This window comes from Bacillus sp. NPDC094064 (genome assembly GCF_050279585.1).
In the GTDB taxonomy this organism is placed as follows: Bacteria; Bacillota; Bacilli; order Bacillales; family Bacillaceae_G; genus Bacillus_A.
On sequence record NZ_JBNNUI010000001.1, the window covers coordinates 629938 to 647619 of the forward strand.

The following is a 17682-nucleotide window of genomic DNA, read 5'->3' on the forward strand; positions in this document are numbered from 1 at the left end:
AGTAATGAGGATGTGATAGGGCTATACTCAAAATCCCTTTGATTTGTTTTTGGATGGTAAAACATGTTTCTCTACTCTTTCATATTGAGTAAGTAATTGCCTAATAAAAGATAATTTTGGTACTAACCAATACGAAAATACCGCTGAAACACATCCTATTAAAGCCCCTATTGCAACATCAAAAGGATAATGAACCCCTACCCAAATACGTGAGATCGCTACACAAAGTGCAAGTATAAGCCATAGCCATCCAGTTTTTTTACGAACAAGCCAAAACGAAAAGCAAATTGAAAAAAAGAGAATCGTATGGTCACTAGGAAATGAATTATCTACAGCATGGTCGACAAGTTTATTAACATCAGGCAATACTGCAAACGGTTGATAATTCAAATGAAAATTCCCTGCTATTTTTCCAATCACCTCAGCAATTACAAAAGCAACCATCGCTTGAATAATCAGCATCCTACTTTTTCTGGACCCGGTAAACCAATAAGCTAAAATAATTAAAGCAAAAATATATACCATATATTCTGCCAAAAATACCATGGCTGAGTTTAGGAATGAATATTGTTTACCTAAATCATTAATTGCTCGGAAAATATCAATATTGAATTGAGAAAAAGACATTTTCAAATCCCTCCTTTTTAGTAAGGTGTTTTACTGTTTTCCATATACCTTCATTACATAAATAGTTTGAGTTATTGTACTCAACTAAAAATATTACTCTCTTATGACATCGATTTCTTCTTTTTCACTTTAATAAAAAAAGAAAAAGGAAAACATCGAACTTTCTTACAAACATTCATGCATTCTTACAGTTTTGTCATTTTCTCGTCACTTAGTAAATAGGTTCATCGTCTTGTCGTTCGTTATTTTCAAAAACTCTTATATATGCAATTACGGAAACACTAATTACACATAAAAAAGAGAAGAACCGTGTAAGTTCTTCTCTTTTTGTTTATTAAATTGTAATATAATTACAGTATGTGAAATTATACTGTTTTAACTTTAAAAGCGAAGTGAAAACAACCTTCACTCCGCTTTTGGCATTTATTTAATCGATTTCTCTGTTTTTAAAACTAATGAACTTAATGCAGGAACTTTAATTTTATTGTCATGGACAACGTAAAGTGTTTTACTACCCGACTGTTTACCGTCTACTAACACTTTCCAAGGACCTTTCGATGGAAGCGCGATTTCAACGGATTCCCTATTTGCATTATGAGCCACCATAAAGTATTCGTTTTTATTTCCATTGCCCTTTCCATCTATTGAATAAGCCACAACATTTTTTGGAGCATCAATAAAAGATACTTGTTTTTTAATTTGTTCTGCAGATGTCATTCTAAAGGCTGCGTACTTTTTACGTAATTCTATTAAGCCCTTCATATAATCTACTTCATTATTAAACGATGCACGGCGCAACCAGTCCATCTGATTAATTGAATCTGGAGATTTGTAACTGTTATGATCACCATATTTCGTACGCATAAACTCTTGTCCTGCATGTAAGAATGGAATACCTTGTGATGTTAATAAAATCGAAGAAGACAATTTGTGCATTTGTTTTCGCACTTCTTCACTGTCACCTGGATTAGTCAACTCAAGTTTATCCCATAATGTATGATTATCATGTGCTTCCACATAAGTTAATACCTGCTCCGGATCTTGATAAGTAGACGAACTTGTATCGTAGTCAATGCCTGCCGTAATCCCTTTTTTAATACGGTCTTCCATGTTTTCCTTTCCATTTACAAATCCATTTTCTTTCTCTTCAAATACACTACCTTTCAATCCATCACGTATATTATCGTTAAAATGTGCAATTCCTTTCATTTTCTCTGCATTTTTTTGATTTGCTTTCAACTCAGCTGCAAGAGGTGTATTTAAATCCCAGCCTTCTCCATGCAATATAATAGAAGGGTCAATTTGATTAACAGCTTTACGTATTTCATTCATCGTTTCATAATCATGAATACCCATTAAATCAAAACGAAATCCGTCTAAATTGTATTCTTTTGCCCAGTACGCTACAGAATCGACCATAAATTTCCTCATCATTTTTCGTTCTGAAGCAGTATCATTTCCTACACCGGTTCCATTTGCAAATGTTCCGTCTTCATTGTAACGATAATAATAACCTGGAACTAACTTATGAAAATTAGATTCAGTAGCACTATACATATGGTTATAAACTACATCCATAACAACACGAAGATTATTTTCATGCAGTGTTTGAATCATTTGCTTTAATTCAGTTATTCGAACAGTTGGCTCATATGGATTTGTAGAATAGGATCCCTCTGGAACATTGAAATTTTTCGGGTCATATCCCCAGTTATATTGTGGTTCGTTTAAATTCTCTTCATTTACTGAAGCATAATCAAATATCGGTAAAAGCTGAACGTGTGTAACACCAAGATCTTTCATATGATCAAGTCCCGTTTTCAAACCTTCAGGCCCTCTTGTTCCCTTTTCTGCTACACCTAAATATTTCCCTTTCTGTTTAATGCCACTTTCGGGCTGAATAGAAAGATCACGTACATGCAATTCGTAAATAATAGCATCTTCCGGATTTTTAAATTTTGGCTTTTTGTTTGCTTTCCATTTTTTCGGATTTGTTTCTTCTAAATCAACAACCGCACCTTTATCTCCATTTACAGAAGCAGCACGCACATACGGATCAACGGCTTCAGTCCACTTATCCCCAATTTTCACCTTATACGTATAAAAGAGACCTTTTTGGTTCCCTTTAAGTTCTGCTTTCCAAGTGCCCTTTTCACCTTGTTGCATGTTTATTTCAGTACCTATTTTATCGTTCCATTTTTTATATGTAACTAATTTTGCTTCACTTGCAGTAGGAGCCCATACACGGAACTTTGTATATTGTGGTGTATATACATTACCTAAATCGTTACCACCATAATAAAATAAATTATCAAACTCCTCACTACGAATGACTTTACCGATTTCGGTATTCGTAGTTGCTAAGTTTTCAATTTTAACTTTGTATGTCTGTTTTAAATCAATTTTCTGCTCCGTAATTATTTTAACCTTATTAGTAACATTTCCACTGTTTATATCGAAAGGACTAATATTCTTAATTTTAATGCCTTCAATTTCAATTTTCCGTTCCTTAATATTAAACGGGAAATTAGTCGTTACAGTAATCTCATTGAAACTATCAATAGTTGCTTTTTGAATTGATAGATCCGAAGAAGGCTTAGAGTTATATACTTTTTCATCACCTGAAAGAATCCATACTTCAGCACGACCGTCCTTTATATTTTCAATCCAACGATCGCCACCATCTTTTTCCCACTCATTTGTACGAATGATAAATCCTACACGATTATAGTCACCATCTATATTCATCTTAGCGTACTTTCCAAATTCATCTTTGCCAGTAAATTCATATGATTTACCATTTTCGTTTTCTCCCCAAATCCAAAGGTTCCAGTCTTTTTTATTTCCAGACTGCTCTTTGTAATGAATGATAACTTCAGTTGTTTTCGAATTTGAAACTGCCTTTACACTTTGAAAAGAGAAAACAGATGATAACATAACGATTATAGTAAGTAATAATACTGATTTGTTAATTAATCTTTTTATCATTTGCATCACATACACCCTTTCTTTAAATAGTACGAACGATTTATTATGCTCGTACTAAATTACACTACTTAAATTAATTTAGAAATCTCTTTTACTTCACCCCCATATTGGTTATTTTCCACATATGTATTTCAATGATCTTTCAATACGAAAACGTTTGCATTATTTTTCAAAAAAATAGATTTGTTTATGTCTTCATATATTTGTAAATACTAAAAGATCAGGGAAATCATCTTAAAGCAATCGTTTGTTATCGCTTTCATTCTATAGTACTTTCTATAAAGTGGTCAATATATTATTAATTTTCTGTTTTTATAGACTTTAAACCTTATATATTTGTCGCAAATTATTAAAAATACCCAGCCTAATCATTGCTTAGTAAGTTTATTTTCACAATGTATTAATATATGGCTGTATTCGCTCCATATTTATTAGTTGCGACTCGAATATATGCTGATTTCAACTCTTTGAAATTAGAAGTCATGTTTAACTCATCTTTGCTACATTACTAAATTTGTATAAGTTATAGGTATGTAAAAATTTTATTTTAACTCTAAATAAAAAATCTCTTTCATCGTCCTAGCAACTTACTAGAAATGTAATAATTAAAAGCATTGTTCTTTCAATTTATCATTAAATAAATGTAAAAAATGCCCCTATTCATTCATTTTTCATGCGTATGTATGTACATTTGTTAATTTATTCGATATATTATGTGTATTGAATGATTACGAAAAGCTTATAGGTCGCTAAAAAACACCTTATATTTTTATATCCGTGAAAACTACAAAATGTATGAAAATCCATTTGTCAAATGAATTTAATGCGGAAGGAGGTTTGTGGTTACTTCATTAGGGTATACTAATCAGTTTTGAACTGATAAAAATATAGGAGGCGACATAATGTTTCGTACGATTTCAAATTTCATGAGAGTAGCTGAGATAAGAAACAAAATTCTTTTTACACTAGCGATGCTAATTGTTTTTCGAATTGGCACGTTTATTCCAGTACCTCATACTAACGCAGAGGTATTAAAAGTACAAGATCAAGCCAATGTTTTAGGTATGCTGAACGTATTTGGCGGAGGAGCACTGCAACACTTCTCGATCTTTGCTGTAGGTATTACACCATATATTACAGCTTCCATCATAGTACAATTACTACAAATGGACGTTATACCTAAATTTTCAGAATGGGCAAAGCAAGGAGAAATGGGCCGTAAGAAATCAGCTCAATTTACTCGATACTTTACAATCATTCTCGCATTCATACAATCCATTGGGATGTCTTATGGTTTTAATAATATAGCAGGTGGACAATTAATTACAGATCAAAGCTGGACTACATACTTATTTATTGCGACAGTATTAACTGCAGGTACTGCATTTTTACTTTGGTTAGGTGAACAAATTACTGCTAAAGGTGTTGGTAATGGTATTTCGATGATTATCTTCGCAGGACTTGTTGCGGCGATTCCGAATGTCGCTAATCAAATTTATTTGCAACAATTCCAAAACGCAGGCGATCAGTTATTTATGCATATCGTAAAAATGGTTTTAATTGGACTCGTAATTTTAGCGATAGTTGTAGGTGTTATTTACATCCAACAAGCGGTTCGTAAAATACCAATTCAATATGCAAAAGCTGTTTCAGGAAACAATCAATATCAAGGAGCAAAAAACACTCATTTACCTCTTAAAGTAAATAGTGCTGGTGTAATTCCAGTTATCTTTGCTTCCGCATTTTTAATGACGCCGCGAACAATTGCACAACTCTTCCCTGATTCAGGCGTATCAAAATGGATAATTACGAATTTTGATTTCGCACATCCAATTGGAATGGCGCTTTATGTTGGCCTTATCGTTGCTTTTACATATTTCTACGCATTTATTCAAGTAAACCCTGAACAGATGGCTGAGAATTTGAAAAAACAAAACGGTTATGTTCCGGGGATTCGTCCTGGTAAATCAACAGAACAATATGTAACTAAAATTTTATACAGACTAACATTTATCGGTGCAATTTTCTTAGGCGCAATTTCTATATTGCCGCTCGTGTTTACAAAGGTTGCTGCATTACCACCTTCTGCACAAATTGGTGGTACAAGCTTACTTATCATCGTCGGTGTAGCACTAGAGACAATGAAGACTTTAGAAAGTCAGCTTGTGAAACGTCATTATAAAGGTTTTATAAAAAAAGCGAATTAAGTATAAAAACACAGTTGGTTATTTTTCCAACTGTGTTTTTGTTTCTACTACCTCTAATTTTCCCACTAATGTACCAATGACTTTTTCCAAGTTCATTATTTTTTCTTCTAAGGCTTGAATGCGTATATTGCTATCATCTACATCATTATATTTTAAATGATCATTAGAAACTTTGAACTGCTCCCCTAATTCGGAAGTGATATTTTCAATAGTTGATTTTGATTTTTCATTATTATTGGTTCCATTTGTATTTGATTTTAATTCAAATTGAAGGTCATATGTATTTCCAGTTACTTCTTTGGCTATTTGCGAAATTAAATCTTTATAAGACTGTTCAACCCACTTTTGTTGGAATTCGTTTTCAAAATAAATGATCAATGAATCTTCATTTATTCTGGCTGTCGTTTCTTTGACCCATGTTTCAAATGAAGGCCTTGAAATGATTACTTGGATTTTATCTTTTATTTTATTCCAAATTGTTTTTGATTCCTCTTGTCCGGAAGTGAGTTGGTTATTTTGCATGTGATGAATCTGCGCTATAGAAGTAGCGTTTGATTCTATTTCGAACCAAATTTGATATTCTTCGTTTGTAATTTTCTGTACGGTACTTGAAATTAAATTCTTATACTCCCCTTCAAGCAAATCACGATGAAACACATCTTCACAAAAGATTATTAATTTATTATCTTCAATAATAGCATTTGTATTTCTAATCCATTTCATAAATGTTTTCTCTGCTAGTTTAGGTCTTAATGCTTTCTTTACTTCATCCCAAATATTAATTCTATCTATTGGAGTATCTTTCGCTTTAGATGGTTCGTCTATGAATACATCAAACTGAATTTCAAACGTTGTATGAAACATTTCTCTTAATGTATTAAATATTAATTCTTTATAATGTGATTCTAACCAATCACGTGCAAATTCATGAGGACAGTAAATTGTTAATATATCATCTTCTAAATAAACAGTCGTATTAGTAAGCCAAGTTTCATATGATGGTTTTGAAATTTGTGGTCGAATTTTTTCTTTTACTTCATTCCAGTTCATTTTCATAATAACTCCCCTCTTTTTACAGTTCACTTTAGCTTAATAATTTTACGGCTTTCTAGTAAATAAAGTCAATGCGTATCATTAATAAATTTCAAACAGCCCTGTAAATTACAGAGCTGTTTCTTTATCCGACTACATTTCCTGTTCTCACAACTGTCCTTGCTTGAAATAAGTTCGGAGTGTAGAGCGATTAGCCCAAAATACACCAATCAATATGAAACAAGCCCCAATTCCCATTGCAAGATTTAAAGGTTCTCCGTTGTTTATTTTAATAACATACAAATATTTCTCGAAATTTTTTGCCTTGAATGCCCATAAACTTATTTTTGGGGGTAATTATGCAAAAAACATGATGAATTCGAAAACGAATCTTACACACATCTTAGAATCATTCAAAATTGTATTATTAATTAAATTCAAAAGAAATGGAGAGAACTCTATGAGTGAAAAGATGTTTAAAATAAACGATATTGATATATGTACAGAAAGCTTTGGTAACTCTAATGATCCTGCTATTTTATTAATTATGGGAGCTACATGTTCAATGATATATTGGGATGAAGAATTTTGTGAACAATTAGCTAACACAGGGAGATTTGTAATTCGCTTTGATAACCGTGATGTAGGACGCTCTGTTACGTACGAACCTGGAATTTCCAATTATTCAGTGACAGATATGGCTGAAGATGCAATTGGGGTACTAGATGCGTATCATATTGATAAAGCACATCTATTTGGTATGTCATTAGGTGGTATGATTGCTCAAATTGCCGCTGTAAAACATCCTGAAAGAATTTTAACGTTAACTTTGTTAGCTACAAGTGTAATAGGATCTAATAACAACACTCGTGATTTACCCCCAATGGATGAAAGAATTTTAACACATCACGTAAATGGTAAAAATATAGATTGGGCAAATCAAAATGCCGTCACAGAGTATTTAGTCTCAGGATCTCGTCTACTTTGCGGATCAAAACGAATCTTTGATGAAAATAGAGTTTATAAACTAGTAAAACAAGAAATAGAACGTGCTAACAATCTATTGAGCATGTTTAATCACGCTTTACTTCAAGGAGATGATGCTTATGAAGGTATACTTCACTCTATACAAGCACCAACATTAGTCATTCACGGAACAGATGATACAGCACTCCCATTTGAACATGGTCTTGCACTGATTGATGAAATTCCAAATTCAGAATTATTAACTCTTGAGGGAGCAGGACATGAAAATCACCCTGATGACTGGGAAAACATAATTCAAGCAGTTACAAAACATACATCCAAAATGTAAATAAAATCAATAAATAGAAGGGGCACAAATTATATTGTGCCCCTTCTATTTATTGAAATGGCTTCACACAAACAAAAGCCCATCACTGCATCCGTATGTATAGTGATGGGCACTACATAAGTTTTTCTATGTTTAAAAAAAAGGACAATCTAATTGATCAACAGAATCCCATGATTTTTTTTTTACATTTTCGGTGGATGTATTTACTTCAAGTGGTACTTTTTTAAAAGGATTTACTTCAACCTTTAATAGTGATGATGGCTCTACATATAATGAATAAACATGGCTACTTGGTATGATTTTTGACACATCAATATCTCCCACTTGTTTAAATAGTTGCTGCGCTGCAAAGAAAAAGAAATTAGTTGGGTTTGATTGTTTATTCAGCCATGCAAGCATTTCAGGTGATACTGATTTATGAATGTTGATTTTTACTCGATCACCACGTTTATATCGCCTAGATCGCATACTTCCACCAACTAACTTATCGTTAAGTTTGTAAACCCTAAATCTTTTTGCTTATGCTCTCTATATTTTGGCGAACAAGTGTAGACTAATAATCCTCGTGCATTTGTAAATAATGGATTATCTACGAAGATTACATTTTTTAATCGCCCTTTTTGTTTTAAAATCATCTTTAAACTGTTTTTAATAATTACTGCGCCTCCGCCATAAATAAATACGTATGGATCGTCTTTCATATCATCAATTTTATTTATAATATCGGTTGCGACACGAGCTGCCAAACCTAAGAGTGCTGGTTGTGATTCCTCAACTAATGATGCATTTCTCGGGTGTTTATCATTTAAATAAATTTGATTAAATTCTGTAATACTATCAATGGTCTTTGTCGGATATTTCCGGTTCCACCTTGTAATAACCTGTAGTAATGTTTCTTTCACCCCATAAGATAAGCCCTTACTTAATTGAGGTCTAAAGTTTACCCCTAACGATACAACTTCTTCTGTCGTTCCAGCACCTATATCAAAAGATAGTAACGTTTTATCTACAAAATCAATTTCAGAAACTTTGTTTTGTTCACATTCTATTTTATGCTTCACAACATTTCCTTCTTCATCATATACAATGCCCCACGTCCCAGAAGCACCTTCAGGTAGGCATTTACAATACTCGATAGAAATATTAACTGTCACATCACGTCCGTTCGGATAATGGAAAACAACCTTATGATTGCCCATATAACGTTTCGCGTTTTCCGCAGCTATTTCTTGTGTAATAAGCTGCATAGGAAGAGCGACCGATAAATCATATCGAATATTAATATGACCGGAAGTTGGGCTTTGACGCATAGCACTTACCGCTAAACCTGATAGAATTGTAATAACCATTAACTCATCCGTCGACTTATTCGATTTCTTCTCTACCTCAGTACCTTTTAATTGATCTTGAATTACTTTTTCTCCAACGATGTACCGTACATTATTTAACATTAGTGATGGAGAACTAATGGTCACATCAATGTGATTTTCTAATTCTGATAACGAAACATCGCCCTCTTCTAACAATCCTGTAGGTTCTCCTATATATAAAGAATAAATACTCGGAATAAAAATAGGATCTTGCCCTTTCACCATTAATTTCAGACCGTTATTTCCTGCATCTGCACCCGCTTTTAAAAGAATAGACATAACTACCCCCTAGTTTAATCTGACATCCCTTCCCAATATATGCGAGCCCATTCTTTTACATTCAAATTTTTATCGTACTTTGTTTTTCATTCTGTATTTCCCCTATCATTGAACTCATTGTTGCGAAACAATATAAATAAAAAGATGAGGTTTTTCTATGTAGAAAGCCTCATCTTTTTATATTTACAAACCCTCTGCTATCGCTTTTAATTTATTCACAGTCCGCCAATTCCTTACTGTAGCTGGTGTATGTAACTTCTGAAACTGGTTCATTAATTTAGAATTCCGAATGCTATTTTTGAAAAATAAATACACAACTTTTTCATGTATATAACAATCTTCAGTCTCATTTTTTTGCATAAGCAACTGATCTTTTTCTTTTTCAGAAAGTTCATTCGCTAAGAAAGCAACGTGTATACTTTCTCCTTCTAGCAATGAATTCGCTTCATAAGGACACCCTTTTATACTATTTACAAATTCATCATATGTTCTTAGCATAACTGGAACATCAAAATCAAAAACGTTTTTAATTTCAGATTGTATTCGTCCCTTTAGAAAGTTTATATCTTCCTCAGATTCGAACACGATATTACCGCTTTGTATATATGTTTTTACTTGTTTTAATCCTATTGATTCAAACATTTTTTTCAGATCAGCCATTTTGATCACTTTATGTCCACCTACATTGATTCCCCTTAGCAGTGCAATATAAATTGTCATATCATTACCCCTCATCTTTAAATGGACTTAACAATTTTTTCATGTAATCACTTTTGGCTTTCTCCAGTAATTAACCTGGATCTGATGTGAATTAAACTTGTTCACTTGGTAAAGTAAATGACTGTATCATTTCTTTATACTGCTCTTTATATGGAACTAATTCAATTTCCCTTGTATGTATGTTCATGCTAAACTCTCCCGCATTTTATCTTTTTAACTCAAACCTTGTTGTGATTTAGAATGTACTTTTCCATCTAGAAATGTAATTTCAACAATTGATTTAGGACTGCTTCCCTTCCAAGCAAAAATTTGTTTAATTTGTGCAGAATGTTCTACCCCTTCTTCTATGAGTAAATCCCCTTCATAACCAATTAAATCCTTAACTTCCGTATATGTCATTCCTTCATTTATTTTCGTGAAATGGTTTATATTTATAGATTCTTTCTGCTGACTTTCCGTTACAGTAGAAGAAGTTGCTGTTTGCTGTTTCACTTCTTTCGTCTGTTCACACGCTGTCATACTGAAACTGAGGCATAAACTACATAATATACATGCGCTTTTTTTCATCATAACAGTTGTCCCTCCTATACATAATTAAACCATATATTTCCTTATAAATAAACTGAATATTTAATGATATGATAAAATAAGCCTCGCACAATGTAGTACGAGGCTCATTTTACTTATTCAAGTGATTATTTGATTGGTCATCCTGTTCTTTTCTTAGTTCTTGTTCTTCATCTTTTGGTAATTGCTTGTCATTATCTTTAATTGGATTCGTTTCTCGATTTTCAATCATATCATTTGGAACTTGCGGCATTACTCGGCCAACAATTGCTGCTAATTCTTCTAGTATACCTTCTCCCGTGTTACCTTTTTTGATTTGTTTTCCAATTTCCTTAAGACGTTCGTACGTATCAATATCCGCTACAACTACTGCGTTTGCACCATCAGGATCATTTTTTAAACTTTCTGCAACAGAGTATTTAATTGATTCTACACGAGTTCTATCTAGTTTTGCTTTTACATCAATACCGACAACAGCATATTTGCCAACTACTACTGCTGTTGCATCATTTACTCCAGGTACACTTGCAGCTAAAGATGCTAAATGGTCCGCTGCTTTTTCATTTGGCTTATTTGATTTGTTCGTATAATTAACATTTTTTGTTGAAACATTTTTTTGTTCTGGCTTTTCGTTTGGATTGTCTTTTTTGCCAATGCTGCATCCAGTGATAATGAAGCAAAGCATCAACATATATATTAGGATTTTCATTATTTTCACCACTTTACTATTAAAGTTTAATCATAAATTTTTTCAACGGATTGCATTTTCTTCACTTTTTCCTCTGCTCCATTATTTGCGTTAATAAAAATTTGGTACGTATCTTTCCCTAAAGTACCAACAAATTCATAGCAAAGTACTTCGTTATGCAAGTCATTTACGACTACAGCTTTTCGCTCCTCCATCACTTTTACATCAGGGTTTATTTTCTTTCTTGCCTCTGCAGCAGTAAGCTTTGCAGATGGAATTGTTCGTTTTTGATGTGATGCCAAATATTCTTTTGCAGAAAATCCTACGATGGAACCGTCATCTAAAGCAATTTTCATTTGAATTGCTTCCGGATAAATACGTACACCATTCTCATTTACTACATACGTAAACACGCCAATATTATCATATTGAGAACTATCATAAAGCTCCATATTATTAAACTTATGATCCTTTAAAAACGTCAACCCTTTACTTCCGGCATCATTTAAACTAATTTTTTGCTCTTTAATTTCTCGATTATTCATTACCCAAATTGGATATCCACCTTTTCCTGTAATATCCATATAATACTCATTATTCGTTGCTGGGTCTTTAATTTTCACACTGTAGAAAGACTCTTTTGCACCTTTTCCACTTTTCTCAACATCTACTTTTTCATTTCCTTTTAAATTCAAAAATGATTTTGCGATTTTTACTGCTTCATCTTCAGAAATTGCTTTTCCTTCTGCTTCAAATCCCCCTTTTTTATTTTTTTGCGCACTTGTAAATGTCGGTCCAAAATTTGTAGATGAATAGGATGTTACATTCTTTTCAACTGTTTTAAATCCGTCAATAATTGTGTTATCTGCTGGATCACGATTTGAAGCAAGGGCCAGTTCCACATCCATCCATCGTAAATTATTTTTCAAAGCAAGATGCTGTACTTTTCTTAGCTCATCTTGAATATCACCTGCGTTCGAATATAAAGTTTGTAAAGTTTTATACTCTTGATCATTTAACGGTTCTTTTTCTAAATCACGAATGGCTGCACGGTAACTAAAATCACCGATATTCGCTAAAAATTCTTCTGTTTTATTAAACGGCATTAATGTTAATGGCAGTTGACCTACATCAGAACGAGCTTCAGATGTTAAACGCCACACATCCGCTAATGCTGGTGATAAAGATGTACGCGAATTCATTGCAAGCGTTGTCCCAATTTTATCGTGTAACAAATCAACCTCGTATGCTAAATCATGAAATGCACGTTGATAACTATTTTCCGCTCGAATTAAAACCGCATTTTTCTCTTGATGCTCTTTATAGCCCCAATATCCTGTTCCAACTACACCGACTGTTAATAATACAATGATAATACCTCGTAACATGTTTCCACCTCCGCTCTATTTACAGAAAATATGTTTACCGATTTTTTTAATTTGTGGACGACTCCAAATCCATTTACTTGTTGCCGTTTCTGGGTTGAAATAATATAAAGCATTACCTGTTGGATCCCATCCATTTATCGCATCGAGTACAGCTTTTTTCGCTGTTTCATTTGGAGTTAAATATATTTGTCCATCTGCTACCGCTGTGAACGCTCTTGGCTCAAAGATTACTCCTGAAACGGTATTTGGGAACGATGCGCTTGTAACACGGTTTAAAATAACTGCAGCTACTGCAACTTGTCCTAAGTACGGTTCCCCACGTGACTCTCCATATACCGCGTTTGCCATAAGCTGTATGTCATTTTGAGAATAACCATTTGGAACATTTGTCCCTTTACTTTGTGGTGGTTTATTTTCTTGTGCAGTACCACTGCTATTTCCTTTATTCGTTGTAGTACCTTTATTAGCGGTCGATTTGTCATACTTCGTTGCTTTAACAAGTTTTTGCTTCGTTGCAGCACCCGCTAAACCATCAACAGGTAGTCCAAATTTCTCCTGAAAATTCCGAAGTGCCCAGTATGTACCCCATCCGAAAACACCATCTACTTTCCCTGTATAAAATCCGTTATATTTCAAACGAGATTGCAGTTCAATGACATCTTCACCAGATGCTCCTCTTTGAATGACTTGATTCGAAAAGGCTTCTACATTTTTCAGTTGTATACTACTGACCATCAAAGATAGTCCTATGAACGCAAGTAAAACTGCTATTTTAAAAATAGCTTTTTTACGCATAGATTTCCCTCCTTAATTACGGAAATGATTTCTTGGTTATGTTTTGTAAAACCATCGCTTTTATGTAAAGAAGACAAAAAAATCCAAGCTTATATCGTTGAAAGAATATGTAAACCATATACAAAAAGAATAAAAGGAGTTCATCATGAAGAAATTGTTAAAGCGTGTCGCACTCGTCATTCTGTTCATAACAACATGTTCAAGTATATATACGGAGTCATCAATTGTTCACGCACAGCCACCTTATGCGAAATGGGGTAAACTTGCTGTAGAAAAAACGAAGGAACAATACCCAAAGGCAGAGATTATTGATTATCTTCATATAGGTAGAAAACCAAAAACAGTTCAAGTAACAGTTGAAAAGTTTAAATTATGGCTACGTGAAAATGGAAAAGAATATGGTGTTTTTGTCGATGTAGAATTTGATACGAAGACAGAGAAATTTATAAAGATGTCGTTTCAAAAGACAAATAGATAAAATGAAGAACCCCCACTATTTATATTTTTAATAGTGGGGGTTCTTCATTTCTAAAATTCATTTCTAAAATTTCGATTCCCTAAAAATCTTACCAATATACAAATAGCACCAATTACAACTGCTATCCCTATACTGTATAAAAGCACTCTATCATATCCATCTATTCTCGGATCTAGAAACGGATAAGGATACCAATTCACAATTGGACCACGTATTATGCTATACACAACGTAAAAACACGGGAATAAGAGCCAACTTGCAGCTTGTTTCCAAGTTATTTTCTTACTAGGTGGATTTAAAATCCAATCTAAAAGCATTGCAATCGGCATGATATAATGTAGCACCGTATTTACCCATGGTATTGCGGTTTGAAGTGATTCTTCTAACCCTCTTAATAATAAAAAATAAATGAGTCCTGTCGTAAGTATGTATACAGTCGCCGCACCACGAAGTATACCAAACTGTTCTGAACGACCAAATGTAGCTGTTCCAATGCTACTTAAAAGGAGAATACATGCAACTAAAATATTACTTTCAATTGTAAAGAAACTAAAGAAATTTACTGGATTAAACGGTTTCACTTGTGCCCTTATTATAAATTGCGTAATAAGGGCGCTAAATGCTAAAAGGCTTAAACATAGTCTAAATAAAGATAACGTTTTTACACCTCTCATACATTCTCTCCACTCCTTATATAAACTTATAATTCTCTTGTACATGCTCAATAAATAACTTTAATGGAACGAGCCCCCGTTTAGGCATATGACTACTTATTACAGATACGATTTCTAACTGGGGAATGATAACGATATATTGTCCGCCGTATCCCATAGCAAAGTACATACAATACGGTATGTGAAATCTTTCGTTATTCAATACCCACCAGTGATATCCATATGCCCCGACATGTTCATACGTTTCAAATAGAGCCGTACTTGATTCTTCTAACCATTTCGATGATACGATTTCATTCCCCTGCAAATATCCATTCTGTAAACATACTATTCCTAACTTTAATAAATCTTTCGACTTCATTTTCATACCGAAGCCGCCGACATGTATTCCTTGCGGGTCTTGTTGCCATTCATATTCGGTAATTTTTAATGGATCAAATAAATATCTTTTCGCAAACTGCTCTGTCGATATACCAGCAGCCTTTTGAATAATATAGCTCAGTAAATGTGAAGAGCCTGAATTGTAATTCATTTTTGTACCAGGTTTTTCAATTAGCGACTTTTCTAAAATGTACTTTACCCAGTTATCTGATTCAACAAAATCACTAGGGAATACAACTCCATTTCCGAACTCTTTCCAGTCCTCTCCCGTTGTCATTGTTAATAGGTGATAAAGCGTCAAATCACTCTTTTCCTCAGGGACATTTTCAATCCACGCTGTAATCGGTGTATGTATACTATTTATATATCCTTTATCAATTGAGATACCAATTAATATGGATACAACACTTTTTGTAATCGAATTTATTTTATATAAGTTATTTTCACATTCTAATGTTTTATAATATTCCGTTGTTAATTCACCTTTTTGATAAACGAGAAATGTATTCACTTTTTTCTTTTCGAATTTATTTTCTAGTTGCTTGAAATCCAAAAATTTCACCTCCAATTAAATAGTTATTTAATTTATTATATCTTTTTCATTCACTGAATACATAATTGTGCTCGAATATAAAAATAAACCTGTCAGCCAAACTGACAGGTTTATTTTTATAATTTCGTACGAACATTCCAAAGCTCTGGGAAGAACTGTTGATCAAGTACTCGTTTTAAATATGATACACCAGAAGAGCCACCTGTTCCCATTTTATGTCCGATAATTCGTTCTACCGTTTTCATATGACGGAAACGCCATTGTTGTAGCCAGTCCTCAATATCGATTAATTTTTCAGCAAGCTGATATAGATCCCAATATTTCTTCACGTCCGCATACACTTCTATCCAAGCTGCTTCTACTGTTGCATCCTCTTCGTAAGGCTGCGTAATATCACGGTTTAACACATCTTTATGAATTGGGAATCCTTCTTTTACAAGTGCCTCTATTGCCACATCATACAAACTTGGTGCATGTAGCGCTTTATGAAGACGAGCGTGTAATTCAGGATCCTTTTCATAAATTTTTAATGCATGTGGTGTTTTATAACCAAGTGCATACTCAATCATACGATATTGATACGATTGAAAACCTGAAGCTTGACCGAGTGAATCACGAAACTCAATATATTCTGATGGTGTTAACGTCGCAAGAATATCCCAAGATTGAATAATTTGAGACTGAATTTTTGATACACGTGCTAACATTTTAAATGCTGGCTGTAATTTATCTTGTTTAATAGATTCAATCGCTGCATTTAGCTCATGTAAAATGAGTTTCATCCAAAGTTCACTCGCTTGGTGAATCACGATGAACAACATTTCATCATGATGGTCTGATAACCTCTTTTGAGAAGATAGTAAACTATCTAATTGTAAATACTCCCCGTACGTCATATTCTCTTTAAAGTCCGTATGAATTCCTTTTTCCATAATTACCTTTTCGTTTTCTTTCATATTAACCAAACGCCCCTTTTATATATTTCTACTTATATTGGTCTAATAACTGCTCGAACTGGACTTCCATCTGCATCTGTTAATGCGAGTGGTAATGCAATTAATTCATAATCTCCGTCTGCTACATGATCTAGTACGACATTTTCTAAAATGTGTATTCCATATTTAAACAATTGGTGATGCGCTGCTAGTTCTTTATCATCTAATGGATCAACTGAAGGTACGTCCACCCCGATTAAACGTATACCTTTCTCTGAAAGAAACGGTGCTATATCCGCACGTAAATACGGGATTACATCTGGGAATTCATTAACTTTATTATGTGAAGATGTGCGTAACAATAAGCGTTCTACGCCTTCTAAATGGAAATTTTCTAATTCCTTTTTCCCAATGCTTTCAAGATTAGAAACGTCAATGATTCTCGTAGGTCCGACATAAACTTGAATATCTAAGTCTATTACTTTCTTTCCTTCATTATCAAAATGAAACGGTGCATCAATATGAGTACCTGTATGAATACTCATCGTTAACTTTCCGACATTTACTGAACCACTTTCTTCTTTTGACCATGAAACTTCATATGAGAACGGTGTATCCCCTGGCCAAGTAGCAATATCATTATTTAGCGGTTGTGAAATATCAATCCACTTTGATGTTTTCATAC

At 33.5% G+C, this 17682-nt stretch carries 17 protein-coding genes and 3 pseudogenes; 3 read left to right on the plus strand and 17 right to left on the minus strand.

The features are described 5' to 3' along the window. Positions 1-27: 27 nt before the first annotated feature. The 3 genes and pseudogenes from ACQKNI_RS03365 to ACQKNI_RS03375 all read right to left on the minus strand — a co-directional run. Complete coding sequence (locus tag ACQKNI_RS03365) at positions 28-627, minus strand: undecaprenyl-diphosphatase (RefSeq protein WP_088229309.1); 600 nt, start codon at positions 625-627, stop codon at positions 28-30. A 423-nt stretch (positions 628-1050) separates the two neighbouring features. Then, entirely contained in the window at positions 1051-3621 is a 2571-nt protein-coding gene (gene pulA, locus ACQKNI_RS03370) for a type I pullulanase (RefSeq protein ID WP_098252072.1), read from the minus strand. 394 nt (positions 3622-4015) lie between these two features. After that, positions 4016-4111 (minus strand): annotated as a pseudogene (locus tag ACQKNI_RS03375) (M4 family metallopeptidase); the annotation flags it as partial. A gap of 406 nt (positions 4112-4517) precedes the next feature. Between ACQKNI_RS03375 and secY the strand changes: the two are divergent. Then, positions 4518-5822 (plus strand): preprotein translocase subunit SecY, encoded by a 1305-nt coding sequence (gene secY / locus ACQKNI_RS03380; RefSeq protein WP_088229307.1) that lies wholly within the window; start codon positions 4518-4520, stop codon positions 5820-5822. A gap of 18 nt (positions 5823-5840) precedes the next feature. On the opposite strand, the gene ACQKNI_RS03385 is transcribed toward secY, so the two are convergent. Together ACQKNI_RS03385 and ACQKNI_RS03390 are read right to left on the minus strand one after the other, a co-directional pair. Then, positions 5841-6878, minus strand: coding sequence for a DnaA N-terminal domain-containing protein (locus ACQKNI_RS03385; RefSeq protein ID WP_098840967.1), 1038 nt, complete (start codon positions 6876-6878; stop codon positions 5841-5843). Between the two features lie 144 nt (positions 6879-7022). After that, a pseudogene (locus ACQKNI_RS03390) lies at positions 7023-7133 on the minus strand (DMT family transporter); the annotation flags it as partial. A 181-nt stretch (positions 7134-7314) separates the two neighbouring features. On the opposite strand from ACQKNI_RS03390, the gene ACQKNI_RS03395 reads away from it, so the two are divergent. Then, complete coding sequence (locus ACQKNI_RS03395; RefSeq protein ID WP_098840994.1) at positions 7315-8169, plus strand: alpha/beta fold hydrolase; 855 nt, start codon at positions 7315-7317, stop codon at positions 8167-8169. A gap of 132 nt (positions 8170-8301) precedes the next feature. Here the strand turns inward: ACQKNI_RS03395 and ACQKNI_RS03400 are convergent, their stop codons facing one another. From ACQKNI_RS03400 to sleB, 8 genes and pseudogenes are all read right to left on the minus strand, one after another. Continuing rightward, the gene (locus ACQKNI_RS03400) at positions 8302-8637 is read right to left on the minus strand and encodes a hypothetical protein (RefSeq protein ID WP_088229305.1); all 336 of its coding nucleotides are present in this window, start codon (positions 8635-8637) and stop codon (positions 8302-8304) included. Between the two features lie 11 nt (positions 8638-8648). Further along, positions 8649-9818, minus strand: a complete 1170-nt coding sequence (locus ACQKNI_RS03405) for a ParM/StbA family protein (protein WP_088229304.1) — start codon at positions 9816-9818, stop codon at positions 8649-8651. Positions 9819-10001: 183 nt separating this feature from the next. Further along, positions 10002-10538 (minus strand): DUF1697 domain-containing protein, encoded by a 537-nt coding sequence (locus ACQKNI_RS03410; protein ID WP_088229303.1) that lies wholly within the window; start codon positions 10536-10538, stop codon positions 10002-10004. Between the two features lie 73 nt (positions 10539-10611). Then, positions 10612-10725: pseudogene (locus ACQKNI_RS03415) on the minus strand (GNAT family N-acetyltransferase); the annotation flags it as partial. Positions 10726-10751: 26 nt separating this feature from the next. After that, positions 10752-11108, minus strand: a complete 357-nt coding sequence (locus tag ACQKNI_RS03420; protein ID WP_088229302.1) for a hypothetical protein — start codon at positions 11106-11108, stop codon at positions 10752-10754. A gap of 109 nt (positions 11109-11217) precedes the next feature. Then, complete coding sequence (locus ACQKNI_RS03425; RefSeq protein WP_088229301.1) at positions 11218-11814, minus strand: YhcN/YlaJ family sporulation lipoprotein; 597 nt, start codon at positions 11812-11814, stop codon at positions 11218-11220. Between the two features lie 26 nt (positions 11815-11840). Beyond that, positions 11841-13181, minus strand: coding sequence for a germination protein YpeB (gene ypeB / locus ACQKNI_RS03430; protein ID WP_088229300.1), 1341 nt, complete (start codon positions 13179-13181; stop codon positions 11841-11843). A gap of 15 nt (positions 13182-13196) precedes the next feature. After that, entirely contained in the window at positions 13197-13976 is a 780-nt protein-coding gene (gene sleB, locus ACQKNI_RS03435) for a spore cortex-lytic enzyme (RefSeq protein WP_098252075.1), read from the minus strand. 145 nt (positions 13977-14121) lie between these two features. Here sleB and ACQKNI_RS03440 point away from each other — a divergent pair, with 145 nt between their 5' ends. Continuing rightward, positions 14122-14454, plus strand: coding sequence for a DUF3889 domain-containing protein (locus tag ACQKNI_RS03440; protein WP_088229298.1), 333 nt, complete (start codon positions 14122-14124; stop codon positions 14452-14454). Between the two features lie 50 nt (positions 14455-14504). Here ACQKNI_RS03440 and ACQKNI_RS03445 read toward each other — a convergent pair whose 3' ends face one another. The 4 genes from ACQKNI_RS03445 to kynB all read right to left on the minus strand — a co-directional run bounded on the left by ACQKNI_RS03445 (position 14505) and on the right by kynB (position 17680). Then, complete coding sequence (locus ACQKNI_RS03445) at positions 14505-15128, minus strand: Pr6Pr family membrane protein (RefSeq protein WP_088229297.1); 624 nt, start codon at positions 15126-15128, stop codon at positions 14505-14507. A 16-nt stretch (positions 15129-15144) separates the two neighbouring features. Further along, positions 15145-16062, minus strand: a complete 918-nt coding sequence (locus ACQKNI_RS03450) for a serine hydrolase domain-containing protein (protein ID WP_088229296.1) — start codon at positions 16060-16062, stop codon at positions 15145-15147. A gap of 116 nt (positions 16063-16178) precedes the next feature. Next, complete coding sequence (gene kynA, locus ACQKNI_RS03455) at positions 16179-17018, minus strand: tryptophan 2,3-dioxygenase (protein ID WP_088229295.1); 840 nt, start codon at positions 17016-17018, stop codon at positions 16179-16181. A gap of 32 nt (positions 17019-17050) precedes the next feature. Further along, positions 17051-17680, minus strand: coding sequence for an arylformamidase (gene kynB / locus ACQKNI_RS03460; protein WP_088229294.1), 630 nt, complete (start codon positions 17678-17680; stop codon positions 17051-17053). Between the last annotated feature and the right edge of the window lie 2 nt (positions 17681-17682).